Annotated in this window: 22 protein-coding genes; 16 read left to right on the top strand and 6 right to left on the bottom strand. The window is 63.3% G+C overall.

Annotated elements, in window-relative coordinates:
• The 3 genes from glcF to J4E53_RS20640 form a co-directional block, all read left to right on the top strand.
• Positions 1-706: glycolate oxidase subunit GlcF (glcF, locus tag J4E53_RS20650; protein ID WP_207268178.1), on the top strand; the 706-nt coding region annotated here is incomplete at its 5' end.
• A gap of 88 nt (positions 707-794) precedes the next feature.
• Positions 795-2171: a VOC family protein gene (locus J4E53_RS20645; RefSeq protein ID WP_103309940.1), complete on the top strand. Its 1377-nt coding sequence runs from the start codon at positions 795-797 to the stop codon at positions 2169-2171.
• Positions 2172-2471: 300 nt separating this feature from the next.
• A complete protein-coding gene (locus tag J4E53_RS20640) occupies positions 2472-2990 on the top strand; it encodes an Hcp family type VI secretion system effector (protein WP_060738209.1) in 519 nt (172 codons plus the stop codon).
• A 410-nt stretch (positions 2991-3400) separates the two neighbouring features.
• Here the strand turns inward: J4E53_RS20640 and J4E53_RS20635 are convergent, their stop codons facing one another.
• The 6 genes from J4E53_RS20635 to J4E53_RS20610 all read right to left on the bottom strand — a co-directional run bounded on the left by J4E53_RS20635 (position 3401) and on the right by J4E53_RS20610 (position 10095).
• Entirely contained in the window at positions 3401-3574 is a 174-nt protein-coding gene (locus J4E53_RS20635) for a hypothetical protein (protein ID WP_177431725.1), read from the bottom strand.
• A 26-nt stretch (positions 3575-3600) separates the two neighbouring features.
• The gene (locus J4E53_RS20630) at positions 3601-3843 is read right to left on the bottom strand and encodes a hypothetical protein (RefSeq protein ID WP_060738210.1); all 243 of its coding nucleotides are present in this window, start codon (positions 3841-3843) and stop codon (positions 3601-3603) included.
• Positions 3844-3908: 65 nt separating this feature from the next.
• Positions 3909-4979, bottom strand: coding sequence for a lipocalin-like domain-containing protein (locus J4E53_RS20625; RefSeq protein WP_103309938.1), 1071 nt, complete (start codon positions 4977-4979; stop codon positions 3909-3911).
• Positions 4969-7437: an FtsX-like permease family protein gene (locus J4E53_RS20620; protein WP_103309937.1), complete on the bottom strand. Its 2469-nt coding sequence runs from the start codon at positions 7435-7437 to the stop codon at positions 4969-4971. Before J4E53_RS20620 ends, J4E53_RS20625 begins: the two co-directional genes overlap by 11 nt.
• Positions 7437-8105, bottom strand: a complete 669-nt coding sequence (locus J4E53_RS20615; RefSeq protein ID WP_060738213.1) for an ABC transporter ATP-binding protein — start codon at positions 8103-8105, stop codon at positions 7437-7439. Before J4E53_RS20615 ends, J4E53_RS20620 begins: the two co-directional genes overlap by 1 nt.
• 292 nt (positions 8106-8397) lie before the next feature.
• Entirely contained in the window at positions 8398-10095 is a 1698-nt protein-coding gene (locus J4E53_RS20610) for a sulfatase-like hydrolase/transferase (RefSeq protein ID WP_103309935.1), read from the bottom strand.
• 376 nt (positions 10096-10471) lie between these two features.
• On the opposite strand from J4E53_RS20610, the gene J4E53_RS20605 reads away from it, so the two are divergent.
• From J4E53_RS20605 to J4E53_RS20545, 13 genes are all read left to right on the top strand, one after another.
• Positions 10472-11836 carry a UDP-glucose/GDP-mannose dehydrogenase family protein gene (locus tag J4E53_RS20605; RefSeq protein ID WP_103309933.1) on the top strand — a complete coding sequence of 455 codons (1365 nt, stop codon included), beginning with the start codon at positions 10472-10474 and terminating at the stop codon, positions 11834-11836.
• Positions 11833-12888: an NAD-dependent epimerase gene (locus tag J4E53_RS20600; protein ID WP_103309931.1), complete on the top strand. Its 1056-nt coding sequence runs from the start codon at positions 11833-11835 to the stop codon at positions 12886-12888. The genes J4E53_RS20605 and J4E53_RS20600 overlap by 4 nt, the downstream gene beginning before the upstream one ends.
• On the top strand, positions 12885-13631 hold the full coding sequence (locus tag J4E53_RS20595; protein ID WP_060738217.1) for a sugar transferase: 747 nt from the start codon (positions 12885-12887) through the stop codon (positions 13629-13631). Before J4E53_RS20600 ends, J4E53_RS20595 begins: the two co-directional genes overlap by 4 nt.
• Entirely contained in the window at positions 13632-14276 is a 645-nt protein-coding gene (locus J4E53_RS20590) for a CpsD/CapB family tyrosine-protein kinase (RefSeq protein ID WP_060738218.1), read from the top strand.
• 20 nt (positions 14277-14296) lie between these two features.
• The gene (locus tag J4E53_RS20585; RefSeq protein WP_060738219.1) at positions 14297-15355 is read left to right on the top strand and encodes a polysaccharide biosynthesis/export family protein; all 1059 of its coding nucleotides are present in this window, start codon (positions 14297-14299) and stop codon (positions 15353-15355) included.
• Positions 15356-15357: 2 nt separating this feature from the next.
• Positions 15358-16950 (top strand): Wzz/FepE/Etk N-terminal domain-containing protein, encoded by a 1593-nt coding sequence (locus tag J4E53_RS20580; RefSeq protein WP_060738220.1) that lies wholly within the window; start codon positions 15358-15360, stop codon positions 16948-16950.
• Entirely contained in the window at positions 16947-18050 is a 1104-nt protein-coding gene (locus J4E53_RS20575; RefSeq protein WP_103309930.1) for a glycosyltransferase family 4 protein, read from the top strand. Before J4E53_RS20580 ends, J4E53_RS20575 begins: the two co-directional genes overlap by 4 nt.
• On the top strand, positions 18047-19417 hold the full coding sequence (locus tag J4E53_RS20570; RefSeq protein ID WP_103309928.1) for an O-antigen ligase: 1371 nt from the start codon (positions 18047-18049) through the stop codon (positions 19415-19417). Before J4E53_RS20575 ends, J4E53_RS20570 begins: the two co-directional genes overlap by 4 nt.
• Positions 19414-20373 carry a glycosyltransferase gene (locus J4E53_RS20565; RefSeq protein ID WP_103309926.1) on the top strand — a complete coding sequence of 320 codons (960 nt, stop codon included), beginning with the start codon at positions 19414-19416 and terminating at the stop codon, positions 20371-20373. The genes J4E53_RS20570 and J4E53_RS20565 overlap by 4 nt, the downstream gene beginning before the upstream one ends.
• The gene (locus J4E53_RS20560; RefSeq protein ID WP_103309925.1) at positions 20366-21502 is read left to right on the top strand and encodes a glycosyltransferase family 2 protein; all 1137 of its coding nucleotides are present in this window, start codon (positions 20366-20368) and stop codon (positions 21500-21502) included. The genes J4E53_RS20565 and J4E53_RS20560 overlap by 8 nt, the downstream gene beginning before the upstream one ends.
• Positions 21503-21514: 12 nt before the next feature.
• Positions 21515-22519 carry a polysaccharide deacetylase family protein gene (locus J4E53_RS20555; RefSeq protein WP_060738225.1) on the top strand — a complete coding sequence of 335 codons (1005 nt, stop codon included), beginning with the start codon at positions 21515-21517 and terminating at the stop codon, positions 22517-22519.
• Positions 22516-23820, top strand: a complete 1305-nt coding sequence (locus J4E53_RS20550; protein ID WP_103309923.1) for a lipopolysaccharide biosynthesis protein — start codon at positions 22516-22518, stop codon at positions 23818-23820. The genes J4E53_RS20555 and J4E53_RS20550 overlap by 4 nt, the downstream gene beginning before the upstream one ends.
• A 203-nt stretch (positions 23821-24023) precedes the next feature.
• Positions 24024-25908: hypothetical protein (locus J4E53_RS20545; protein WP_409077847.1), on the top strand; the 1885-nt coding region annotated here is incomplete at its 3' end.

Genomic DNA, 25908 nt, shown 5'->3' with positions numbered 1-25908 from the left:
GCTCGAAGGCTGCGTGCAACCGGGCCTGTCGCCCAACACCAACACCTCGGCAGCGCGAGTGCTGGATCGACTCGGCATCAGCGTGATCCCTTGTGCGCAGGCCGGCTGCTGCGGTGCGCTGGATTATCACCTCGATGCCCAGGCCACCGGACTGGACCGCGCCCGACAGAACATCGACGCCTGGTGGCCGCACCTGGAGCACGGCGCCGAAGCCATCGTCCAGACCGCCAGCGGTTGCGGCGCCTTCATCAAGGACTACGGGCACCTGCTGGAACATGACCCTGCCTATGCCGCCAAGGCCAAGCAGGTAAGCGAACGAGCGCTGGACCTGGTGCAAGTGCTCGGCAACGAACCGCTGGAACAGATCTGCGCGGCCAGGAACCAGCGCATCGCCGTCCATTGCCCGTGCACCTTGCAGCACGCGCAAAAACTCGGCGGCAGCATCGAAGCACTGTTGACGCGGCTGGGTTTCAACCTCACCGAGGTGCCCGACGGCCATTTGTGTTGCGGTTCGGCCGGCACCTATTCGCTGACCCAGCCGGCCTTGGCGCGGCAGTTGCGCGACAACCGCCTCAATGCCCTGGAAAGCGGTCAGCCGGAGATGATTGTCACGGCCAACGTCGGTTGCCAGAACCACCTCGACGGCGCCGGTCGCACGCCCGTGCGGCACTGGATCGAGCTGGTGGATCAGTCCCTGGCAGAATGAAGTCCTGAAGATTCTTCGTTTGCCGGGGCCGGCGAAGGCTGCGATCTTTCGTTCAACTTTCCCACAGCCCTCGCCAGGAATTCTCACGATGAGCTTCGTCAGCCCCGACCTGATCCGCCAACGCTTCTCCAGAGCGATGTCCGACATGTACCGCGACGAGGTGCCGCTGTATGGCGCCCTGATGAAGCTGGTGGAACACACCAACGCCCAGGTGCTGAGCGAACAGCCGCCACTGGCGGAACACCTGCGCAGCACCGGCGAACTCGAGCGCCTGGACTTGGAACGCCACGGCGCGATTCGCGTCGGCACCGCCGCCGAACTGGCGACCCTGGGGCGACTGTTCGCGGTCATGGGCATGCAGCCGGTGGGCTACTACGACCTCACGCCGGCCGGGGTGCCAGTGCATTCCACAGCGTTTCGCGCCGTGCATGAAAGCGCGTTGCAGGTGAGCCCGTTCCGAGTGTTTACCTCGCTGCTGCGATTGGAACTGATCGAGAATTCCGAGCTGCGGGCCTTTGCCGAGTCGGTGTTGGCCAAACGGCAGATCTTCACCTCCGGGGCCCTGGAGCTCATTGACCTGGCCGAGCGCCAGGGTGGCCTGACGCAAGCCCAGGCCGAGGACTTCGTCCTGCAGGCCCTGGAAACCTTCCGCTGGCACCACAGCGCCACCGTCACCGCCGAACAGTACCGGCAACTGAGCGCCCAGCATCGCCTGATCGCCGACGTGGTGGCGTTCAAGGGCCCGCACATCAATCACCTGACGCCGCGCACCTTGGACATCGACATCGTCCAGGCGCGGATGCCCGTGCATGGCATTACTCCCAAGGCCGTGATCGAAGGTCCACCCCGTCGCCAATGCCCGATCCTGCTGCGCCAGACCAGTTTCAAGGCACTCGACGAACCCGTCGCCTTCACCGACCAGCCACAGGCCCAAGGCAGCCACAGCGCCCGCTTCGGCGAAATCGAACAACGCGGCGCCGCGCTCACGCCCAAGGGCCGCGGGCTCTACGACCAATTGCTGAATGCCGCACGCGATGCGCTGGGGGCGTTTCCCAACGAAGCCAACGCCGAACGCTACAACGCGTTGATGACCGAACACTTTGTCGCATTCCCGGACAACCACGATGAGTTGCGCCAACAGGCATTGGCGTATTTCCGCTACTTCCCGACGCCCAAGGGCCTCGCCGCCAAGGGCACCCTCGAACCAGCAGCGTCCCTGGAACACTTGCTCGAACAGCAATACCTGCGCGCCGAGCCCTTGGTGTACGAAGACTTCCTGCCGGTCAGCGCCGCCGGCATCTTCCAGTCGAACCTCGGCGATGCCGCCCAGAGCCATTACGCCGGGCAGTCCAACCGCCAGGCTTTCGAAGCGGCGCTGGGGCGAGCGACCATCGATGAGCTGGGGCTGTACGCCCAGACGCAACAGCGCTCCATTGATGAGTGCAGAGCTGCGTTGGGCGTGTAGGAACAGGCCGAAGGATAAAACGGCAATAAGTTGCCTGACCGGCGCGCAACACGGCGCGCCGTCCTCGGTGATTCTGCCCGGCTAGAGCGACGCCCGGATGGGTCGCGAATATCTGCAATGCACCGGGCAAGCGTTTGTACGCTTTGTTGCCCGACTGAAGGGAATAGCCGCCTTTACTCAGATCAAGCTATTGATATTTATAGTTTTTTCTAATCTGGCATAGCGTTTGATAACCGTCAGGCCACCTAGGGGCGATTCCCGTCCCAGGACCTTATCGTTATCCAGGAAGGAGAGCATTCCTTGGCTATCCCCGCGTACATGTCCGTTACAGGCACCAAACAAGGTCTGATCACTGCCGGTGCGTTTACCGCCGACTCAGTGGGCAACACCTACCAAGAGGGTCACGAAGACCAGGTCATGGTGCAGGCTTTCGAGCATCAGGTGACCATCCCTCGCGATCCCCAGTCCGGTCAGCCCACCGGCCAGCGCATACACAAACCCCTGATCATCACCAAGGTATTCGACAAGGCTTCGCCGCTGATGCTGGCTGCCCTGACAAGCGGCGAACGCCTGACCGAAGTCAAGATACAGTGGTACCGCACTTCGGCCGCCGGCACTCAGGAGCACTACTACACCACTACGTTGGAGGACGCGATCATCGTCGATATCAAGGACTACATGCCCAACTGCCAGGATCCGGAGAACACCCACTTCACCCATCTGGAAGACGTGTACTTCACGTATCGCAAGATCACCTGGACCCATGAAGTCAGCGGCACCTCGGGTTCCGATGACTGGCGTGTACCGGCCGCCGGTTGAAATCGCAGGCAGCCGTTCACCCATCGACCAACGCAGTGGGTCAATGTGCACTCTGATAATTGACAGTTATTGATTCAGGACGGTGTTCGCCCAGTGCGACGGCCTCGGCAATCCATGCACTGGTAAAGAGCCTGACACTGGGCGAACAGGCACAATAATAATGGAACTTTCAGAATAAGTCCGCGAGGCTGTTTAAATAATTGTTTATCTTTGTTGTAGCTGTGCACGACTGATCATGACTCATATGTTCGTACAGTTACATTCGTGGACCGGAACCCGGACCTGTGGTGAGGGAGGATTCCTTCGCCAGCGGTGCAAACAGTTATACAAAACATGGACAAATACAGAAAGTTACCCAAACAAGAAAATTAAACAGTCATTAAAAAACTCTTTTTAATACCAGCCGGACTTCAGCCACGCCGTCCGGTTTTTTGCGCATCGGTGTCCCCTGTTTCAGGGTCACCCTGTTGCTGTTTGCGCTTGGCCGGATCATTGGGGCGCAAGGCATCGTTATCGCGTTCCACTTCGCCGGGCAATGCCGGTGCGTCCGGGTTGGATGGGGTTCGATCGGGGTTGTGCTTCATGGCGAACTCCTTGGATCTTTCGGGATTCAGGCATCGGGGTCGGCGACTTCTTCAGCGACATTGGCATCCGGCGAGCGCCGGTGCAGTTGCTCGGCCTGGGTCTTCAAATCCTGCCAGCGCGCCAGGTCGATGGTGCCCCGGCCGAACAGGTCATTGGCCACCCGCATCAGCTCGGTGAAGTGGGCATCGGGGGACTGCTGCCAATAGGCCTTGTCGTCGAACAACTGCTGCCAGTCGGCCAGCGACGGAAGTTTGAGGTCATCGCTCATGGCGGGCTCCTGCGAGACATTCATCAGTTATGAGGGTCGACGTTCGCAGGGAGTTCCGACGATTCTCAGTAGCCGGTCATTTCCAGGTAACCCGTGCCGCCCTGGTTGCCACTGAGTCGTACCGGGCCTTCCCAATAGGGAATGCGCAGGTCCATCCAGGCCTTGGGGTTGAGTGCCTGAAGGGTCACGTCGAGTTGTTTGCCGGGGATCTTGATGGCCCAGCGTACCGGCATCGAGCGTCCGGCGACCTGGGTGGTGTCCAGAGGCACGAGACTGATATCTGCGGCATGCAGGGTTTGCGTCCGGCCCTGGGCATCGATCCAGGTGCCCGTGAGGTAAGGCGCGCCGTCCTTGTGGCGCATGCGATAGAGCATCAGGTGCTCGCCATTGTCCAGGTGCAGGGAGAACCAGTCCCAGCCGGTCTGGTTGGCGGTCAGGGGCTGGCTGCTCCATTCGCGGTCAAGCCAGGCCGGGCCGCTGACCGTGTAACGCTGACCGTCGATTTCCAATTCACCGCTGGCCTGGAAAAACGGCTGGCTGTAGTAGTACGACGCCTGCCCCTGTGCGGATTTCTGGCTGAAACCTTGATCGCCCTGCAACACCAACGGGCGGCTCGACGTCAGCCGCAACGCATAGCTGAAGCGTCGGTCGCGCGCCTTCAATTGCATGTCCGCCAACGGCTCGGCCGCAGCAGCCTGGCTGGTGAATTGCCAGTCGTCGATCCAGGCCTCGAAAGGCACCGCCTGCACCCCAGCCTGCCCCACTCCGCCTCGGGCATAACGCTCGGCGGCATGGTGCACGGTGGCGGAAGTGACCGCCGCGTGGCCGAGCCAGATCGTCTGGTTGCGCCAGCCACTGGCCTGGGGCGCGGCATCCAAGGCGCTGCGAAACAGCGTCCATTGCACGCCGAATTCCCGGCCCTGGGCGTCCTTGAGATTGGCGGTGACGTACCACCACTCGATACGGAAACCGTCATGAATGCCGTGGTCGGCCGGAAAACTGAACGCCCGCCCAGGCACGACAGGCGTGAACGCGACAGCCTGGTCGCCGAGGCCGGCAAAGCCCTTTTGTGGCGGCGCTGAATCATCACAACCGCTGAGCAACGCCAGCAGCAACACGCCAATTTTAATCTTCATGGGCAAAGGTCCTCAGCAAATCCGCCGGCTGCGTGCGGTACAACGCATACAGCGGCCAGGCCGATGCCAGGAGCGTGGCGAGCATCGCCAGGGCCAGCAACTGCACCAATTGCAACGGGAACACCCGCAACGGCAGGCGCCAGCCGAAGGCCTGCACATTGATCACCGCGTCCAGGCACCAGGCCAGGGCAATGCCCAGCGGCAAGGCCAGGACCAGGGTCAGCAGCGCCAGCAACCAGGTCTGGCCGAGGTTGAGCAACATCAATTGCCGACGCGTCACCCCCAGCGCCCACAGCGGCGCCAACTGGCCGAGACGACTCTGGCTCTGGGTCAGCAGGCTGATGAACAACGCCACCCCAGCCACCGCCAGGGTCAGGCTGTTAAGGGCGGCGGTGGCGGCGAAAGTGCGCTCGAACACCTGGCTCGACCAGCCCTTGAGCCGGGCCTGGTCGACGATGCGGCTGTCGTCCAGGCTGAACCGGCCCTGCAACGCGGTCAGTAGCGCCGGGATCGCGGGCGGTTCGATGCGCAGGTTGAAACGGTTCGGCGTCAGCTGCGGCCAATGCGCCAGCAAGTGATCGGCGTTGACCAGCACGTGGCCCTTGGGATTGCCGTAGTCGGCGTAGATACCGACGATGCGCAGTGCCCAGGGTCCCTGTGGCGTCGGCAGGGTCAACTGATCGCCGATCCTCACCTTGAGGCGCCGGGCCAGTTGTTCGCTGAGCATCAGGGTGTCGGCGGCGGCCAGTTGCTCCCACGGCTTGTCGCCGGCCGATTCCAGTAGCGGCCAATGCTGGCGATAGTGCGGGTGATCGATGATGCCATGGATGTCCGTCGGCCAGCCCTGCAACGGGATCGAGACTTGCCAGAGGGGAACGATAGCCGTGATCGCCGGTTGCTGCTTGAGCCAGGCGTGCAACTCCACCGCCTGGGCCGGGGTTTGCGGGTTGATGTACAACTCGGCGGTCAGCCGTTGTTCGAGCCAGTTGCTGAAGGTCTGGCGGAAGCCGGCGGTCATGCTGCCGGCACCGATATTCGCCGCCAAGGCCAACAGCAAAGCCATCAGCGCCAGGCTCAGCGTCGGCAATTGCTGGCGGCAATCGGCGAGAAACCATTGCCCGAGCACCGAGCGGTTGCGGCGCAGCAGTTGCTTCAGCGCACTGCTGAGCAACACCGGCAAGGCCAGCGCCGCACCCAGCAACAAGGCAGTCATCAGGACAAAACCGCTGGCCAGGCTGTCGCCCCAGACCAACGCCGAGGCGGCAATCAACCCCGCCCCTGTCGCCACCCAACCCTGGCGTCGCAGCCAGCGCCCATGGGCCTGATGCCAGGCCTGGGGATTGGCCAACGCCAGCAAGGGCAAACGCGCCGCCCGCAACAGGCTGTCGGCCCCGGCCAGCAACGCACCGAGCAAGCTCAGGCCGACACCGCTGAGCCACCACCCCAGGCTGAGGTTCAAATGCCCGGCCACTTCGGCGCCGTACAAACCCCGCAGGCTCGCCGCGACATCGGGCAACAACAGGCCCGCCAGCCAGTAGCCGCTGAGTACCCCGGCGATCCCGCCCAGCAAGGCCAGCACACCCAGCTCAATCGCCAGGCTGGTGACCAGCACCCGCACACTGACGCCACAGGCCCGCAGCGTTCGCAGCAGGCTGCGACGCTGCTCGAGGGCCAGGCCGATGGCGGCGTGAACGATGAACAGCCCCACCACGAACGATAAAAACCCCAAGGCGTCGAGGTTCAGGTGAAAACTTTCGGTCAGGCGCGACAGGTTGTTTTCTTCATCGGCACGCGTCAATTGCAGCCGATCACGGAAGGCCTCCGGCAACGCGGCGTTGAATGTGGCGGGCAACAACAGCCGCGACAGCTGGTCCGGCAACCCGAGTACGGCTTGGGCAAAACCGATGTCCATCAACAGCACGCCCGGCGCCATGTCCACTTGGACATGCAGCGGCGGCAGCGGTTGCCCATCGACGGTACGAGGCCGGTCGCCCTCGCCCAGCCCCAAGGCCTGCAAGGTTTGCGGGGCGACCCAAGTGCGACCTGGGTCGGTAAAAAACTCGACCACCTCGCTCATGTCCCGCGCCTGCCCCGCCAGGGCCGCGCCGGGTGGCAGCGACACCGGGTCGATGCCCATCAGTTGCAGGCGCTGATCCTCGTGCCCCTCGAGCAGCACCCGAGCCTGCAACACCGGCGACACCGGCCAGCCCTGGCGCCGCAAATCGATAAACCATTGCTGAGAAAAGGTGCCGCCACCGGGGGCATTGAGGCTGGCCTGGGGTTCGCCGCCGATCAATTGGCTGGCCCGGGCGTAGCTGTCCCGGGCCTGACTGTTCAGCGCTTGCACGCCGGTGAGCAGGCTGGTGGCGAGCCAAAGGCCGATCAGCACGCTGAAGAATTGCACCGGGTGTTGGCGCCAATGGCTGAGCAAGGCCTTGAGGGTCTGGCGAAAAATCATCACCCCTGGGCCACCTGCGCCAACCGTCCGCCGTGCAACACCACGCGTTGGGCCAGGCGAGCCGCCACCCGTGGACTGTGGGTCACCATGAGCAGACTGGTGGGGCTGCCCTCCAGCAGTTCCAGCAACAGTTGCAGCACTTCGTCGCTGGTGGCTTCGTCGAGGCTGCCGGTGGGTTCGTCGGCCAGCAACAGGGGCGGCCGCGAGGCCAGCGCCCGCCCCAGCGCCACCCGTTGCTGCTGGCCGCCGGAAAGCTGTTCAGGGTAACGCCGCAGCAACGCTGCAAGCCCGAGCCGCTGCACCAGATGGGCTTGCCAGGCCGCGTCATGGCGGCCGCACAGGCGCGCCTGGAACGCCAGGTTGTCTTCCACCGACAAGCTGCTGATGAGGTTGAACTGCTGGAACACCAGGCCGATTTCCGTGCGTCGCCAGTTCGCCAACTGGCTTTCGCTCATGCCGTCGAGCCGATATTCACCACTGCGGATACTGCCGCGATCCACCTTGTCCAGCCCGGCGACCAGGTGCAGCAAGGTGCTCTTGCCACTGCCGGACTCCCCCATCAGTGCCAGGCTGCTGCCGGGCATCAGGGTCAGGTCGACGCCCTGCAGCACCGGCAACGGGCCTTGGGGCGTGGGGTAGCTTTTATAGACATCGCGGACTTCAAGCATGAACAGGCTCGATGAATGAACGTGAGGCTCAGGATAGCGGAATTAGCCGCAATGCCGGCCCAGGCGAGAGCTCGCGAAGGCGGTGTATCAGCTGGCGGTGATGTGGATGGGCAGGCCTCATCGCGAGCGAGCTCGCTCCCACAGGGCTCTGCGGCGTATGTACATTTTGTGGCTGCCGAAAATCCATGTGGGAGCGAGCTTGCTCGCGAAGGCGGCGTCATAGTCGATGAAGATGTTGGATGTGCCGGCCTCATACGAGCAAGCCCACTCCCAAAGAGCTCAGCGTATAGAGTCAATGCCCCACTGCCATTTCAACCTGGCCGGAATGCGGTGTCACGATGTTGTCCAGGTCGATATGTTTCCACGCCGGTTTCGCCCCCAGCCGCGCGTTGAAGCGGTAGTTGAAGGTGAAGTCGTCATCGGTCGGCTGGTTCAGGGATTTTCCATAGGCCGACTCAACCCCGACCGGGTCGTAGCCCATCAACTGCAACAACGTCGGGAAGATGTTGTAGTGGCTGGAGCGGTCCTTGTTCCGGGCCCAGGCATTGCGCCAATCGAGGGTCTGCAATGAGCGGCCCTGGATCACCACCAACGGCACCAAGCCTTCTTCGGCCACCGGGTCGCCGCCGCAATGGGTGTTAAGCCCGGGATTGCCGCGCTCGTGCAGATCCTGGCCGTGGTCGGAGGTGTAGATCAACACCGCATGGCTCAAATCGGCCTGCTGGAAGATTCGCTTGAAGAACTCGCCGACATTCCACAGCAAGGTGTTCTGGTAGGCGTTGCGGTACAGCAGCCAGTCATCTTGCTGGCCATTGAAACCGTCGCGCCTGCCGGTGTCGGCCACTTCCTGGAACTGCCCGCGAGGCAAGGCCGGACGGTAGTTCATGAAGTCGTCGGGGTATTTGTCGTGCACTGGAAAATGCGCCCCCACCTTGTTGATCACCACCAGTTCAGCCTGGTGGTCGCCCAACAGCTCGATCAACTTCGCCGCCGCCGCCATGTCGCGGTCACGCACGCTGGCCTGGTCGAACTGGACGAATTCGTCGATGTCCTGTTTTTCCAGGTCGGTCATCAGATTCTGCAGATTGCCGCCAGTGCGCTGGGCGTCGATGTAGACGGTGCGCAAGCCGGCCTGCTTGGCGTACTGCCAGATCGACGGCCGAGTGCTGTTGATGCGCATGTAGTCAGCGCGAGTACCGCCGTAGCGCAAGGTGACATTGGTGTCGGCGCTGCAATTGGCGATGGAAGCCGCGTAGCCGAAATTGAAAATATCCACGCCCTCGGGCGGTGTCTTCAGGCCGCTGTGCACGCCAGACGGCGTGTTGATATCCAGGTAATTGCCGCCAATGCTTTCATCGATAATCAGCACGATGTCCTGCTCGATCAAAGACGATCGCCGCGCCAGGGTGACCGGTTCCCGGGGGCCGATGGTGTTGTGCAAGGACTCGTAGGCGAAGAGATTCAAATAGGCCAACGGCGTGTACATCACCGGCAGGCCGCGCGCGCCCTCGCCCGCCCGAACGAACAGCACGCCACTGAGCAACACCACGCCCAGTACGGGCGCGAGTACCGGCAGATAACCGGGCACTCGCAGCGCCCGACGAGGCTTGAGGGCGATGCCGAACAACAGCAACAAGCCGCCGATCGCCGCGTTGATGATCACCTGGCGATACTGATAGGCCGCTTCCTGGATGAACCCTCCCGAGTACACCAGCGAGACGAACTGGCTGTAGGTCAGGTAACTGTCCGTGACCTGAGTGTACACCTCAAAAAAAACCGCTGACACGAACAGCGCCAAGGCAAACACATGCCTGACCATCGTCTGGCGTATGTAGGCGCACATCCACAGCGCCACCACCAACAGCACGAACATGGCGCCGAACAGCAAGGTGGCCAAGCCCAGGCCCAACGCATCGAGACGGTCGAGGTAATAGGCGTACCCCTTGAGCAGGTACAAAAACAGCAGCAATTCCTTGAGGTAGCGGGCCATGTTTTCCTCGACCGGATCGCGGTGTCGAAAGCACTTCGTTCCTGCACGTTAGCAGCCGATTTTCAAAGCGCAAGAAACGCCCCACCCCAACCAAGCGTCAAAAAAAAGTTACCCCAAAAACGACACGAAAATAGGTAACAAAATATAAAAATCTATGGATAACGACCGTTTATCGCTTTGTTAAATGCCAACCATCCCCAGTAAAACAGCCACTTTGCTAGATCAGTCAATGACTTGATATCAAAAGGCCCGATTTCACTTGAATTGCCAACACTGACAACTGTCATTTTGCTGACACGCTTTTCTGAAGCTGCGCTATACCCCTCTAAACAGTTTCATCCGAGTTACATCATTCGGTCTGCGAGGCGCGCCAAAAATGGACGTGAGCGTATTTGGTACGGGGTATGTCGGGTTGATCCAGGCGGCTGCAATGGCCGACGTCGGACACCGTGTTTTGTGCATCGACATCGACCCGAACAAGATCCGGCAACTGCAACAGGCCGTACCGACCATCAGCGAACCGGGGTTGTCCAATCTGCTCGAAGACAACATCAAGGCCGGACGCCTGTCGTTCAGTTCCCAGGCCAGCGACGCGGTCAATCACGGCGAGCTGATTTTCATCGCCGTCGGCACCCCTGCCGATGAAGACGGCTCGGCCGACCTGAGCCATGTGCTGGCCGTCACCCGGCAGATCGCCGACTTCATGGACAGCGACCGCACCCTGGTCATCAAGTCCACGGTGCCGGTGGGCACCGCCGACAAGGTGGCCGAATGCGCCCGCCAGGCGTTGGCCCGGCGCGGCCTGAAACAGCTGAACGTGCGCGTGGTGTCCAACCCCGAATTTCTCAAGGAAGGCAGCGCCCTGGCCGATTGCATGCGGCCGGACCGGATCATCGTCGGCACCGCCGACCCCCTGGCCCGCGACCAGATGACGGAGCTCTACGCGCCCTTTTGCCGCAACCACGAAAAACTGATGTTCATGGACAACCGCAGCGCCGAACTGACCAAGTACGCCGCCAATGCCATGCTCGCCACCCGCATCAGCTTCATGAACGAACTGGCCAACCTCACCGAACGGCTGGGCGCCGACATAGAAGCGGTGCGCAAGGGCATCGGCTCGGATCCGCGCATCGGTTATCACTTCATCTACCCCGGCTGCGGTTTCGGCGGCTCGTGCTTTCCCAAGGACCTGCGGGCCCTGCTGCACACCGCCGAACAAAGCGGCATGCCGCTGCGCCTGCTGCGCAGCGTCACCGACGTCAACGACAGCCAGCGGCACATCCTCTTCGAGAAACTGGCGAAGCAATTCCCGGATGGCCTGGCCGGCAAATCGATTGCCATCTGGGGCCTGGCGTTCAAGCCCAACACCGATGACATGCGCGAAGCTCCCAGCCGCTACCTGATGGAAGCGCTGTGGCGCGAAGGCGCCCGGGTCCAGGCCTATGACCCGGAAGCCATGTCCGAATGCCGCCGCCTCTACGGCTATCGCAAGGACCTGAACCTCTGTGCGACCCGCGATGACACCCTGGAAGACGCCGACGCCCTGGTGATCTGCACCGAGTGGAAGAACTTTCGCGTGGTGGATTTCGACCTGCTGGCCAACAAGTTGCGCGCCCGGGTGATCATCGACGGCCGCAACCTGTACAACCCCGAACACCTGGCCGCCGCCGGGCTGCTGTATCGCGGTATCGGGCTGCGCCACACTGTGCCCGGCACCCCGGCACCAGGGCCACAGGCGTGAACATCCTGGTCACCGGCGCAGCCGGTTTCATCGGCGCCCATGTCGTGTTGCGGCTGCTGCGCGACGGCCATCGGGTGTGCGGGCTGGACAATTTCAACGACTACTACGACCCGCAGCTCAAGCACGACCGCGTGGCCTGGGTGAACGACCAGGTCGGCACCTTCCCCTTGGCGCGGCTCGACCTGGCCGACGCACCGGCCATCGACGAATTGTTCCAGGCCCGGCGCCCGGACGTGGTGATTCACCTCGCAGCCCAAGCCGGCGTGCGCTACTCCCTGGAAAACCCGCAGGCCTATGTCGACAGCAACATCACCGGCTTCCTGAACATACTGGAAAGCTGCCGCCGATATCCGGTCAAGCACCTGATCTACGCCTCCTCGAGCTCGGTATACGGCGCCAACCCGCGCACGCCTTATTCGGTGCAGGACAATGTCGATCATCCACTGTCGCTGTACGCGGCCAGCAAAAAATCCAACGAACTGATGGCCCACAGCTACAGCCACCTGTTCGGTATTCCCTGCACCGGCTTGCGGTTCTTTACGGTGTACGGCCCTTGGGGCCGGCCGGACATGTCGCCGATCCAGTTTGCCCGCGCCATCACCGAAGACCGTGTGCTGCAGCTGTTCAACCACGGCGAGCACCAGCGCGATTTCACCTACATCGACGACATCGTCGAAAGCATTGTCCGCCTGATCGAACATGCGCCCCAGGTCACGCCCTTGCTGGATCACGAACAACCGGGCCCGGCCACCAGCCGCGCGCCCTGGCGGATCTACAACATCGGCGGGCAGCACCCGGTGGCGCTGCGCACCTATGTCGCGCTGCTGGAAAAACACCTGGGACGCACCGCCCGCATCGAACTGCTGCCCCTGCAAGCGGGCGATGTGCTCAACACCTGCGCCGACGCCAGCGACCTGGCGCGGGCCACCGGCTTCAAGCCGGGCATCGAACTGGACGACGGCCTGGGCCGCTTCATCCAGTGGTTCCTCGAGTATTACCTAGTGCCTGCCCACGCGCCGCTTGCGGCCCAATCTCAGCGGAGGAGTCTATGACCCGACATGAACAAATCATTGCGATCAATGCCCCCGGACGCGATAAGCGTGTCGATCCCGACCACCGCAGGCGCCTGGACGCGGCCATCCACCGCCAGGGTCGTGGTTGGTTGACCGGTCGCGACGGCGGCCGGCCCTGGACAGTCTCGCGCACCAATCGGGTGGTGGCCGGCCTCGGCGCACTGGCGATCCTGGTGGTCTTCTGCCCGCTGTTGCTGGGCCTGGCACTGCTGGTCAAGTTTTCCAGCCCGGGCCCGGTGCTGTTCATACAGAAACGCACCGGCTATCGCGGTCGGGTGTTCGGCATGTACAAGTTCCGCACCATGGTCGCCGACGCCGAAGCCCTCAAGGAGTCGCTGCGCCACCTCAACAAACACGGCGCCGATGCCATCGACTTCAAGATCGACAACGACCCGCGCATCACGCCCATCGGCCGGTTCCTGCGTCGCAGCAGCCTCGACGAACTGCCGAACCTGATCAACGTAGTGACCGGCGACATGCGCCTGGTGGGCCCGCGGCCGACCTCGTTCAACGCCTATCGCTACAAGGACAACCATCTTGTGCGCCTGAGCATCTACCCCGGCATGACCGGCCTGTGGCAGATCTCCGGACGCAGCAATATCGACTTCGACCAGCGCGTGGAATTGGACCTCAGCTATATCGCTGAACAAAGCCTGTGGCTGGACTTGAAGATCCTGATGCTTACCCCCTTCAAAGTTTTCAGCGGCCACGGAGCGAGTTAAATGGACGGTTCAACGAATATCCTGACCATAGCCAGCCCGAGCGAGACCAACCTGACCTCGACCGTGCTCGACCCTTCCCTGCGGACCCTGCTCTTGACGTCCGCCAACACCGGTACCGGCACCAGCACCAGCGCCATGGCACTGGCCGCTCAGCTGGCGCAGATGAGCAACGGTCGCGTCCTGCTGGTGGATGCCAGCCAGTCACCGCGCAACCTCAGCCAGCAACTGGCGTTGCACAAGGAACGCGGTTTCACCGACCTGCTGTTCAATAGCCTCGCCCCACCCCTGTTGCAGGACTGCGTGGTGCAGGCGTCCAGCCTGCCCTTCGACGTGCTGCCCCACGGTCGCCTGGGTCGCAATGCCGAGCGCCTGAGCCCCGAGCGCCTGCGCCCGCTGTTCAAGCAACTGGCGGCGCAGTACCGCTTTGTGGTGATCGACGCCGACGCGGTGTATTCGGCCAGCGACACGCTGGTGCTCAGCACCCAGGTCGATGGCGTGGTGCTGGTGGTGCGCGGTGAAGACACCCGCTGGGAGGTGGCCCAGGCCGCCCGCCAGCGCCTGTCCCAAGCCGGCGCGAAAGTGGTCGGCAGCGTGTTCAACCGCCGCAAGTACTACATGCCCAAGTGGCTCTACAACAACCTGTAAGCCTGCAAAAGGATGACGAGATGAACGCCAGAATGCTTGTCCTGCTGTTGCTGCCGCTTGCCGGTTGCTCCAGTACCAGCGATACCCGCTCGATGCCGGTGCAGATCCTCACGGCTGCACCGGCCAACGCCCAGGCCACCGACATGCCCAAGGTCGAACAGACCCTGCGGCCCCAGGACGTGCTGGATGTGATCTTCCACATCAGCACCACCGGGCCCCAGGCCTATCGGGTGCAGGCGGGCGACCAGGTGGCGCTGAACTTCACCGCCGCCAGCCAGCTCAACGGCACGCAACAGGTGATGCCCGACGGCAGCATCGAACTGCCAGGGGCCAACACCTCGGTGAAGGTCGCCGGCCTGACCACCGACGAAGCCCGCCTGGCGGTCCAGCGCGCCTATGACCAGAAGATGCTGTTCCAGCCCAATCGCAACCAATTGACGGTAATGGTGACCAGCCCGCTGAGCAGCGAGACGAACCTGCGCAACACCCTGACCCACCCGGCCACAGGCATGAGCCGGGAGATCATCGTGGGCCGGGATGGTTACGCAAGCTTCCCGGAAATCGGTTCCGTGCCACTGCAAGGCATGACCGTGACCCAACTGGAAACCTTCCTCAACGAGCGCTACGCCCAGTTACCAGGCCACATGACCGTCGACGTGCTGCTCAAGTCCACCGCCGGCAACGAGATCTATGTCCTCGGTGAGGTGGCGCAGCCTGGTTCCTACCCGATCCGCCGGCCGATCTCGGTCCTCGAGGCCCTGACCCTGGCTCGTGGCACCAACGTCAAGGCCCGGCTCGATTCGGTGGTGATCATGCGGCGCAACGGCAACCAGGTCGAAGCCCGCCACTATGACGTGGAAAAAGCCCTGAGCGGTGATGCCTCGCAGATCGCCTACTTGCAGCCGGAAGACATGCTGTACGTGCCCAAGACCGGCCTGGCCAAAGCCGGTGAAATGGCTCGGCAATTGGCCGACGTGGTGCTGTTCCAGGGTGTTGGCGTCAGCTTGGGCTACCGCCTCGATAGCAAAGGCGACAACAGCAGCAGATCCAGTACCGACACTTCTGCAGCAGGTAATTGATCATGAATCCCAAGGAAAATTATTTGCATGAGTTCTTCAGGATCTTCTTCGCCAACAAGCAGTGGGTGAAGCGCGTCTTCCTGATCTTCGCCGTGATCGCCCTGGTGCTGCCGTTGATGCTCAAGCAGAGCTTCGACATCACCGCCCAGGTGATCGTCCAGTCGAAAAAACTCTCCCAGGGCGACGCCACCACGTCGCTGAACCAGGAAAACGCCACCTTCATCCCGCCATCCCTGGCGGACATGGAAACCGAGAGCAATATCCTGCGCTCACCGGCGTTGATCCGGCAGACCATCAGTGCCCTGCGCGACCAGGGCGACTACACCCCAAGCCCAGGTATTCTCAACAAGTGGGTGAGCGAGCCGCTCAAGAAATACGTCACCCAACCCCTGCGCGAATACGTCATCAACCCGCTGCGCGACGGCCTGGGGCTGGAGGTCGATCCGGTGCGCGACACCGTGCTCGATACGCTGACCGACGAGGCCATCGAAAACCTGAAGATCGAGACCCTGCCCGGCTCCAACGTCATCTCCATCGTCTACAGTTTCGGCGACCCGGCCCAGGGCACCCGCTTCGTGGCACAGCTGCTGCAAAACTACCTCAGCAGCCGCCAGGACCTGCAATCGATCGAACTGCCGCAGACCTTCTATGAGCAGAAGAAAGCCCAATACCAGACCCGCCTCGACGGCCTGGAAGGTACTCGGCTGGGGCTGTTGGAAAACATCGGCTCGTCCGATCCCAAGGAAGAAATCACCTTCCGCCTGAACGCCATCAACACCGAAGAACAGGCCCTGAACCTGTACCAGGATCGCCTGCTGCAAAGCCAACGCTGGCTCGATTACCTCAAGACCAGCCTGGCGGCGGCGAACAGCTCCCGGTTCAACGACTACACCTTCCCGTTCACCTTCACCACCACCGTGGACAACATCGCCTTCGAGGATCGGGAGATCAAACAACTGGGCGAGCAACTGACCAGCCAGGTCAGCCGCTACATGAATGACCTGGCGATCTTCCAGCCCAGCAGCGAACCGATGCTGCTGGCCCGGGAACAGATCGTCCGCACGCGCCAGCAGTTCCTGAAAGTGGTCAACAACCGGATCCAGGAACGCACCACAGATCTGGCGGTGGTCAGTTCGGTGATCAATCAGAAAGTCGAACGCATCGCCGCCTTCAAGGAGCGCATCCATCAGTTGCAGGAAACCCAAAGCAAGCTGCGGCAGATGGACACCGAGATCAACGCCTTGCATGCGGCCTTCTCCACCTACGCCCAGCGCTTCGCCGAAGCCAGCACCGCGCGCTCGCTGGACAACGACCTGTCCAACGCCCGGGTCCTGAGCCCGCCGTTCGAACCGACCGCGGCGGCCTTTCCCAAGCCGATGCTGATCATTGTCTTCGGCATGTTCAGCGGCCTGCTGCTGGCGATCGCCCTGGTCTATGTGCGTGAGTTCTTCGATCACCGCTTCAAGCACCCAGCGCAAATCACCCGGCAATTGGAAGTGCCGGTGCTGCTGGTGATCAACGAACAGTCCCCCGAGCAGGTCAACCCGCACCGCAACTGGAGCCTGCCCAGCCTTGTCCATTGGGTGCGAAATTGAACGCGCCGTTCGACCCGCCCCGCCACAGCGGCCCCCTGTCGATCATTCATCTGCTCGACAGCGGTGGCTTCTATGGGGCCGAGCGGATGCTGCTCGATCATTGCCTGGCAACGCCCGGACAGCACGAGGTGCTGTTCCTGGCGGCGCCACCGACTTTGATCACGCGTTTTCGCCAGGCTGGGGTCGATTGCCGTCACTGCGCCAGTTGGGCCGAGCTGTTGCAGCACCTGCGCCAGCGCCGGGACGAGCGACCGCTGATCAACACCCACAACTTCAAGGGGCTGTTGTTCGGCTGGTCGGCGGCCACGCTGCTGCGCCTGCCGCTGGTGATCACCCAGCATGGCTTCACGCCGCGCAGCCCCAAGCAGCGTTTCTACACCTGGCTGAGCCTGCAACTGTGCCGCACCGCCTCGGTCAAGCGAGTGGTCTGCGTGGCCGAGAGCATCGCCACGCTGCACCGTCGGGCCAGCGTGCGGGCGGAGAAACTCGACGTGATCCCCAACGGCCTGCCAGCGGCCAGCACGCCACTGGCCCACCGCACCGACCAGCAACGCTGGCGGGTCGGCTATGTTGGCCGGCTGAGCAGCGAGAAAGGCCCGGACCTGTTCCTCGATGCCATGATCCCCCTGTGCCAGCGGCATTCGTCGCTGCACGCGGTGATGCTCGGCGACGGCCCGGAACGCCAGGTGCTGCTCAAGCGCATCACCGACGCCGGGCTGCCCACGCGCATCGAATTGCCCGGCTACCAGACCGACATGAATGCCTGGTGGAGTCGCCTCGACGCGCTGGTGATCAGCTCGCGCACCGAAGGCACCCCGATGATTCTGCTCGAAGCCATGCAGGCCGGCGTGCCAGTGGTGGCGTTCGGTGTCGGCGGCATTCCCGACGTGTTGCAGGACCGCCATAACGGCCTGCTCGCGGCACCGGCCGACAGTGCGGACCTGGCGGCGCAGATCGAAACGCTGTTCAGCGAACCGCCCCTGGCGCGGATCCTGGCCGACAACGCGCGCCGCACCCAACAGGATCGCTACGACCTGCGCACGCTGGCCGAACGCTGGTCGCAGCTTTACATCCGCACGGCGCGGGAGGCTCGCTCATGATAGTCCCACTCTCGATCGTCAGCCTGCTGGGCCTGGTGTGCCTGGCGTTGCTGGCCAGCCCTTATCCGTTCCTCGCCCCGGGCGCGGTGCTCGGCCTGGTCGGCGTCGCCGTGCTGTACCGCAAGCCCGGCTGGGGTTTGCTGGGTATTGCCGCGCTGGTGCCATTCGAAGGCCTGTTCAAGGACAACGCGTTTTCCGGCAGCAAGTTCTTTGGCCTGGCGCTGATCCTGATCCTGATGCTGCAACTGGCCCTGCACCAGATTCCCGCGACACGTTTGCGCAGCAACATCTGGAAGCCCCTGATCGGCTTCATGGTGCTGTATGGCCTGAGCCTGTTGCTCTCGGAAAACATGGACCTGTCCCTGACCCATCTGCGGGAGCTGACCGTGGGGATCGTCCTATTCGTGATCACCTTGCTGATCGGTCGCGAACTGAACCTGGACCTGTTCGCCCGCCTGATGACGGTGAGCGTCTCCACCACATGCGTACTCGCGATGTTCTCGGCCAAATATCAGGATCAGGGCCGTGCTTCGGGCCTGCTGGAAGACCCCAACGTCTTTGCGCTGTTGATTGCGTTCACCGTACCGCTGGCTTTGTGGCTGGTGCTGCGCAGTCCGAACCTGTTGCACCGATTGTTCTGGAGCGGGGGTTTCATCCTGTTGCTCGGTGGCATGACCAAGACCGAGTCGCGTTCCGGGCTGGTGGTGCTGTTGCTCAGCCTGGTGATCGGCTTGTACCACTATCGTGCACAACTGCCGCGCATCCGTCCGCGGCACCTGGGCTTCGCCATGCTCGGGCTGGCATTGTTGATTCCCCTGGCGGTCGCGGTGATGCCCGCCGGCTACGTGGCACGCATTCAGTCGTTGAGCATCCTCAGCGCCGGCGTCAATGCCCACAAGGACGAATCCCTGGGTCGCCGTGCCTCGTACATCCTGGTCGGCAGCCAGATGATCCGCGAGAACCCGATACTCGGGTCAGGGCCCGGAACCTTTCCCCTGCACTACGCGCCCACCGGCTATGCCAAGGCGTTCTCGGCCAACCGCAAGCTGGGGGACCTGTATCGCCGCGCCCATAACACCTACCTGGAAATCTTCAGCGAAATCGGCGTGCCGGGCGGGCTGATGTTCGTCGGCATGCTTGGCCTTGGCCTGTACAACCTGCTGCACGCCCGTCGGCTCTGGTTGCAGCGCCGCGACTGGGCGCAGGCGGACCTGCTGACGCACCTGGGCATGAGTTTCCTGTCGCTGGGGCTGTTCCTGATGTTTCTCAGTGCGCCGAACCACAAGTTGCTGTGGATCATGCTCGCCCTCACCAGCGTGTTGCGCTACGACGCCGAACAGGCCGCGCCACAGGAGGCTCGTCCATGAGTGGCGTCAGCATTGTGATCCCGATGTACAACGAGGCCCGACACATCGGCCGGACCCTGCAGGCGGCCCGGGAAGCGGCCCGCCAGGCAGGCTTGGCGTGCGAGTTGATCGTGGTGGACAACGGCTCCGACGACCACGGCCCGCGCATCGCCAACGAGCTGGGCGCCCGGGTGCTGATCGTCCCGGGCGTGCACATCGGCGCCCTGCGCAATCGCGGCGCCGCCCTCGCCAGCGGCGACTGGCTGGCGTTCATCGACGCCGACATCGAGATGCCGGCCGACTGGCTCAAGCTGTTGCTGGAGCTTGAAGGCCACCAGGGCGATGTACTGGGCCTGGACCTGGACACGCCCCGGCAGGCACCGTGGTTTGCCGAAGCCTGGCAGCGCCGCAGTCAACGTCCGGGGTCACGCCTCTTGCATCGGGTGCAGTGGCTGCCCAGCGCCAACCTGTTGATGCGCCGCAGTTGGTTCGAACGGGTCGGCGGCTTCGACGAAACCCTGCGTACCGGCGAAGACAAGGATTTTTCCCTGCGCCTGCGCCAGGCCGACGCGCAATTGCTGTTGGTCAACGAAAGCGTGGCCCTGCACTGGGGCTACGAAGGCAGTTGGCGCGAGTGGATGAGCAAGGAGTTGTGGCGCCAGGGCAGTCATCTGCAATTGCTGCGCAGCCATGGCCCGAGCCTGCGCCTGCTGCGCTTCCCGGCCCTGTCCGTCGGCGCTTGGTGCCTGGACCTGTTGGCCCTGCTCGCGGTGCTCCAGGGGCAGTTGCACCTGGCGCAGATGCTGTTGCTGGTCACTGCGCTGCCGCCTCTGCTGCTGAGCCTGCGCCAGAGCCGGCGCGACCCGCGCCTGACCCTGCAATTGTGGGCATTGCATGGGGTGCGCCTGCACCTGACCGGCGCCGCCCTGCTGCTCAACCTGTGTCATTGGAACGTCAGGAGACCTGCCCGTGGCTGAGTTCATTTATTGGTCGTGCCTGCTGCTGCCGGTGTACGCCTACCTCGGTTATCCCTTGATGCTGAGCCTGCTGGCGCCGCTGTTTCCGCTGCGGCGCTATGGCAAGGCGTTGCCGATGGACGTGAGCATCGTCATTGCCGCCCACAACGAGGCCCGGCATATCGAGGAGAAGCTGCGCACCTTGCTCGCTCAGGATTACCAGGCGCACTCGCTGCAAATCATCCTCGCCAGCGACGGCTCCACCGACGATACGGTGGTGTGCGCACGCAAAGTGATCGACCCGCGCATCACCGTGCTCGACCTGCCGCGCCAGGGCAAGGCCGCCGCCCTCAATACCGGTGTCGCCCACAGCCGCGGCGAGATCCTGGTGTTCACCGACGCCGACAACCAATGGGCCGCCGATACCCTCGGCCACCTGCTGGCGCCCCTGGGCGATCCGGAAGTCGGCGCCTGTGCCGGGCATATGGAAATTCCGGTGCCGGGCAAGGGCCTGAGCCTGGGCGACAGCCTGTATCGCCATTACGAAGGCTGGTTGCGGCGGGTGGAGAGCCGCACCGGTTGCATGGTCTCGGCCGACGGTGCCCTGCTGGCTTTGCGTCGGGCGCTGTTCCAGCCGATCCCGGCCCAGGTCAACGATGACTTTTTCCTCAGCACCTGCGCACCGGCCGCCGGCAAGTCCATCGTCTACGTGCCACGGGCCCGGGTGACCGACCAGGGCGTGGACGAGGCCGACAAGCAGTTTCGCCGGCGCCAGCGAGTCACCGTTGGCGGGTTGCAGAGCCTGGCCCAACGCCGGGAGCTGCTCAACCCGCTGCGTCATGGCCTCTACGCCATCGGGCTGATCAGCCACAAATTGATCCGCCGCCTGGCGCCGGTGTTGCTGCTGCCCCTGTTGCTGAGCAATGCCTGGCTGTGGAACGACCATCCGTTCTACCGCCTGAGCCTGCTGGCGCAGTTGCTCGGCTACGCCATGGCGCTGATCGGCTTGATGGATGCCGGCCACCGTTTGCCCCGGCCCTTTCGCCTGGCGGCGTTCGTGCTGGTGACGCTGGCGGGCATGAGCATCGGGCTCTGGCAGTTCCTGCGGGGTCATCGCTACAGCCAATGGAACCCCGAGCAGAATCGCTAAGGAGAAGAGCCGATGTCGATCAAACAAGTCTTCAAGCGCACCGGCGGCTGGCTGTACCTGAACACGTCCCTGGGCCGCCACCCCCTGCGTGGTGCCGGCGTGATCCTGATGCTGCATCGCGTACTGAACAACGACCGCGCCGCCGAATTGCCCCACCGCAACGAGCTGTGCGTGGGGCCCGACGCGTTTGAACACTTGCTGATCTGGCTGCTACGGCATTTCGAGTGTGTGCCGCTGATGAGTTTGTTGCTGGCTGATCCTGAAAGCGTCCCGAACCGCCCGCGGGTGGCCCTGACCTTCGACGACGGCTGGCGCGACAACGCCATGAATGCCTTTCCGCTGCTGCGCCAATACCAGGTACCGGCGAGTATTTTCCTGTCCACCGATTTCATCGGCAGCCGCCAGCACTTCTGGTGGGAAAGCATTGGCGAGACCCTGTGGGGCAGCCATGGCCAGGTGGCCCGGCATTCGTTGATCGAACACTTGCAGCACGCCGGCCGTCCGTTGCCGGTGCTGCTCGATGACATCGACGACGAGCGTCGCAGCCTGGCGTTGCTGCATTACCTGCAAAGCCTCAAGAGCCTCGATCCACGTACCTTGAGCGAACTCACCGACGCCTGCCCGCAGGGTTCCCAGCCCCAGGCCCTGGACTGGTCCCAGGTGCGCATGCTCGAAGATTCCGGCCTGATCCGCTTCGGCCCCCATGGTGCCAGCCACGCGATTCTGACCGGGCTGGACGACCAGCGCCTGCACGAAGAACTGACGCGCAGTTGGACGGCCCTGGAAAACGGCTGCGCGCAACCCTTGCCGGTGTATTGCTACCCCAACGGCGATCACGATGCCCGCGTGCGCCAACAGGTGGCGGCCCACGGCTTTAGCTTTGCCCTGGGCACCGAGGCGGGGCTGTATCGCAACGACGGCGACCCCTTGAACCTGCCACGCTTCGGCGTCAGCCAGCGCAATGCCCATCATCCCGAATTACTGGCCTGGCGAATTCGCCGAGGGACACGTCCATGAGCCGTGCTCATTACCTCAAGCACCTGGCTCTGAGCATGGGCACGCGCCTGGCGATGATCGGCCTGCGCCTACTGCGCAATGTGCTGCTGGCGCGGATTCTCGGGCCCAGCGAACGGGGGCTGTTTGCCTTGCTCAGCACCCTGCCGGACCTGATCAGCGCCGCCACCAGCGGCGGCCTGAATTCCGCCGTGGGTTATCAGGCGGCGCAGCAGCGTTCAATGGGTTTGTTACTCAGCCAGGTGCTGGTATTCGGTTGCCTGCTGGCCGGGCTGCTGACCTTGCTGGTGGTGGCGCTGGTGCGCGAGTTCGGCGGTGAACTGGACATCACCACGCAACTGGGATTGCTCGCCTGGCTACTGTTGCTGGCCGTGCCGCTGACCGTGCTCAAGAGTGGCCTGCTGACGCTGCACAACGCTTCCGGTGGCGTGGGCGCCTTCAATGCCTTGCGCCTGCTGGAATCCCTGGCGCCCCTGCTGTTGTTTATCGCGTTGTTCTGGATGTGGAAAGACACGGCGCTGGAAGCGGCGCTGATCAGTTGGCTGGCGGGCCTGAGCCTGGTGGTGCTGGCCGGTTGGGTGTGGTTGCGCCGCGATCATGTGGTCACCCTGCGCTGGGATCGCAGCCGTCAGAACGAACTGTTGCGCTACGGCGCCCGCAGCCATCCGGACCTGCTGTTCCAGCAAGTGCTGCTGCGCTCGGACTACCTGTTCATCGGTGCCCTGCTGGGCAGCACGGCCCTGGGGCACTATGCCATGGCCAGCGCCGCCGCCGAGCTGCTGCTGATCGTGCCGGAAGCCGTCACCACACCACTGATGAAGCGCCTGCTGCAACAGGACAGCGACATGCAGCGCCTGACCCCCTTGGCCTTGCGCCTGACCGCGACGGTGATGCTTGGCGCCTGCCTGACCATGGCGCTGATCGGCGAGTGGCTGATCGTCACCTTGTTCGGCATCGCCTATCAACCGGCCTATCCGGCCTTGCTGGCGTTGCTGCCGGGACTGTTCGGACTGTGCTATGCGAGCATCCTGCGCCTGGATCTGCTGGGCAAGGACCGACCCGGCACCGTGTCGCTGCTGATGGGCGTGGGCGCGCTGTTGAACCTGGCGCTGAACCTGATCCTGATTCCCCTCTACGGCATCGTCGGCGCTGCCGCCGCGTCCTCAATCGCCTACCTGGGCGTAACCCTGGCGCTGCTGGCGATGTACTGCCGCCTCAGCGGCGTGGCGCTGTGGCAGACACTGATCATCCTGCCCAGCGACTTGCTGCCGATGCGCCAGATGCTGCTGGGGAAATCGGCATGAGCAGGGTTGCCCGCCAAGCCGCCATCGCGAGCAAGCTCGCTCCCACAGGGGATGGTGATGCCCTTGTGAAAGCGCCGAGTCAGCTTGCAGGGATGGTGAATGTGCCGACGCCTTCGCGAGCAGGCTCGCTCCCACAAAAAACTGGGGCCGCGCACAATTTTCATGAGCACCACAAATCCCCTGTGGGAGCGAGCTTGCTCGCGATGGGGCCAGTACGGCATGGGTGGAAAATAGCCGCTGGCCTGTGCCTCTGGAGCCTGGCCTTGTTGGCCCATGGCGCGGCCATGCAATGGACCGGCATCCGCGACGGCAGCCTGTACCTGCAGACCGACCGCCCGGATCAAGTGACCGTGCGCTGGGTGCCCGCCTGGCAGGCCAATGCCAACACAGAACACCTGTACCTGCTCGACGGCCAAGGACGCTTGGTGGGTGAACGCCTGATCAAGGCCGCCCAGGAACGTGGCGAGCAGCAGTGGCCTTTGCTGCCGGGGGCCGCCAGCTATCGCCTGGAAATTCCCGGCTACAGTTTCCGCCGCTACACCGTCGAACACGACGCCCATACCCGGGCGCTGTTCGCCCCGGCCAAGGTGCATTTCAATGCCGAAACCCACGACGGCGATGAGTTGTATTTCAAGGTCGCCCCCGGCGAACAAGCCGTGCTGGCGGGCAAGTTCCACGGTGGTGTGCGCAGCCTGCGAGCCCGGCGCGTCGCCGATGGCAAACAGGTGCAGTTGAACCTCAAGCCGTATCCGGCCTATGGGCAGTTCGATCAAGTGGCATTGCCCGTCGCCAATGTGGAGCAAACCTGGCGCCTGCAATTGCAGGGCAACGGCAAGGCGGCATTCTGGCTGGATGGCACGGCCAACCTGTTTGCCCAAGACCCAGGGCATTTGCAACCGCTGCGCCAGGACCCGGGGCAGGCGCGTCTGAAACTCTATGGCGATGTCCTGGGAACAACCCCGAAACTGGGGGTCTACCTGCCCTACGTCATGCCTCCGCCATCGGCCTACCCGGTGATCGAAGCCCTCAAGCCCCAGGCCGCCAGCTACTACAGCCTGGTCGACATCACCGCAGACAGGCCGGACCATGAAAATCAGTTTCGGCGCCTGTACCAAGACCGCTTCGGCATCACCCGGGACATCACCCTGCTGGCCGGTAGCGCGCGCAAGGCCGACCTGCGGGCTGACCGCGTCAGCAACAACGGTTTGCAAGCCTGGCTCATGGCGACCCGCGCCTTGGGCGGCAAAGGCATCCACTACCTCAGTTTCGCCGATGAGCCGAACCTCAACTACCCGGATTTCGCCAGCTACCAGCAGGTGTTCGAAAGCATGGCCAATCAGGTTCGCGCCATCCCCGCCAATGCCCGTGCCGGGGTACGCATTGCCATACCGGCCAGCTCCCGGTTCACCAATGGTCCTTTGGCGGAAAACGCCGTCGAGCGGCGCGGGATCGATTGGGCGCGGCGCTTGCTGGACAAATACGGTGACCAGATCGACGCCCTGGCCTGGCATGAATGGATGATCCGCGACCTGCTGGCGACCCGGGTCTATCGCAACAGCGTACGCCGTGCAGCCGGCCTGGTGGGCCTGGACAGCAAGGGCCGGCCGAACAAGGCCTTGCTGCTGGACCAGACCAACATGTCCAGCGGCTCGAGCCTGAGCCCTTACGACCAGGAAACCCACTACGCCGCCCTGTGGTGGACGTCCGTGGTCATCAACGCCTCGGCCGACGGCTGGCTGGACATGCTCAACTGGTTCATGCTCGCCGACGAACCTGAGTACCCCAAAGGCATGGTGCGGGTGCTGGACAGCCAGCGTTTCGAACTCAAGCCGGTGGGTCTGGCCCAGCAGTTCATCCAACAGCATTGGCTCAACCAGGTGCTACGCCTGGATAACGACGCCTTCGAAGTCGACGTACTGGCCATGGCCACCGACACGAGACGCAGCTTGCTGGGTGTGAACAAAAGCACGCGCCCGCAACAGGTCAGCCTGGACGGCGCGTCCTGCCCCCAGGCGCAAGCAGAGCTGGTGTATTTCGGCCCCGACAGTCAAAGCCGCAGCGCCCCGTTCAACTGCGAGGCCGGGCAGA

This window comes from Pseudomonas sp. FW305-28, assembly GCF_017351395.1.
Lineage (GTDB): Bacteria > Pseudomonadota > Gammaproteobacteria > Pseudomonadales > Pseudomonadaceae > Aquipseudomonas > Aquipseudomonas fluorescens_AA.
The sequence above is the reverse complement of the archived record's forward strand: the minus strand, read 5'-3'. Positions and strand labels throughout refer to the sequence as shown.

Bases quoted from the DNA above. Each gene is read 5' to 3' on its own strand.
- J4E53_RS20645 (WP_103309940.1), top strand. From the start codon at position 795: ATGAGCTTCGTCAGCCCCGACCTGATCCGCCAACGCTTCTCCAGAGCG.
- J4E53_RS20635 (WP_177431725.1), bottom strand. From the start codon at position 3,574: ATGAAGCACAACCCCGATCGAACCCCATCCAACCCGGACGCACCGGCA.
- J4E53_RS20630 (WP_060738210.1), bottom strand. From the start codon at position 3,843: ATGAGCGATGACCTCAAACTTCCGTCGCTGGCCGACTGGCAGCAGTTG.
- J4E53_RS20625 (WP_103309938.1), bottom strand. From the start codon at position 4,979: ATGAAGATTAAAATTGGCGTGTTGCTGCTGGCGTTGCTCAGCGGTTGT.
- J4E53_RS20620 (WP_103309937.1), bottom strand. From the start codon at position 7,437: ATGATTTTTCGCCAGACCCTCAAGGCCTTGCTCAGCCATTGGCGCCAA.
- J4E53_RS20615 (WP_060738213.1), bottom strand. From the start codon at position 8,105: ATGCTTGAAGTCCGCGATGTCTATAAAAGCTACCCCACGCCCCAAGGC.
- J4E53_RS20610 (WP_103309935.1), bottom strand. From the start codon at position 10,095: ATGGCCCGCTACCTCAAGGAATTGCTGCTGTTTTTGTACCTGCTCAAG.
- J4E53_RS20605 (WP_103309933.1), top strand. From the start codon at position 10,472: ATGGACGTGAGCGTATTTGGTACGGGGTATGTCGGGTTGATCCAGGCG.
- J4E53_RS20595 (WP_060738217.1), top strand. From the start codon at position 12,885: ATGACCCGACATGAACAAATCATTGCGATCAATGCCCCCGGACGCGAT.
- J4E53_RS20590 (WP_060738218.1), top strand. From the start codon at position 13,632: ATGGACGGTTCAACGAATATCCTGACCATAGCCAGCCCGAGCGAGACC.
- J4E53_RS20585 (WP_060738219.1), top strand. From the start codon at position 14,297: ATGAACGCCAGAATGCTTGTCCTGCTGTTGCTGCCGCTTGCCGGTTGC.
- J4E53_RS20580 (WP_060738220.1), top strand. From the start codon at position 15,358: ATGAATCCCAAGGAAAATTATTTGCATGAGTTCTTCAGGATCTTCTTC.
- J4E53_RS20570 (WP_103309928.1), top strand. From the start codon at position 18,047: ATGATAGTCCCACTCTCGATCGTCAGCCTGCTGGGCCTGGTGTGCCTG.
- J4E53_RS20565 (WP_103309926.1), top strand. From the start codon at position 19,414: ATGAGTGGCGTCAGCATTGTGATCCCGATGTACAACGAGGCCCGACAC.
- J4E53_RS20555 (WP_060738225.1), top strand. From the start codon at position 21,515: ATGTCGATCAAACAAGTCTTCAAGCGCACCGGCGGCTGGCTGTACCTG.
- J4E53_RS20550 (WP_103309923.1), top strand. From the start codon at position 22,516: ATGAGCCGTGCTCATTACCTCAAGCACCTGGCTCTGAGCATGGGCACG.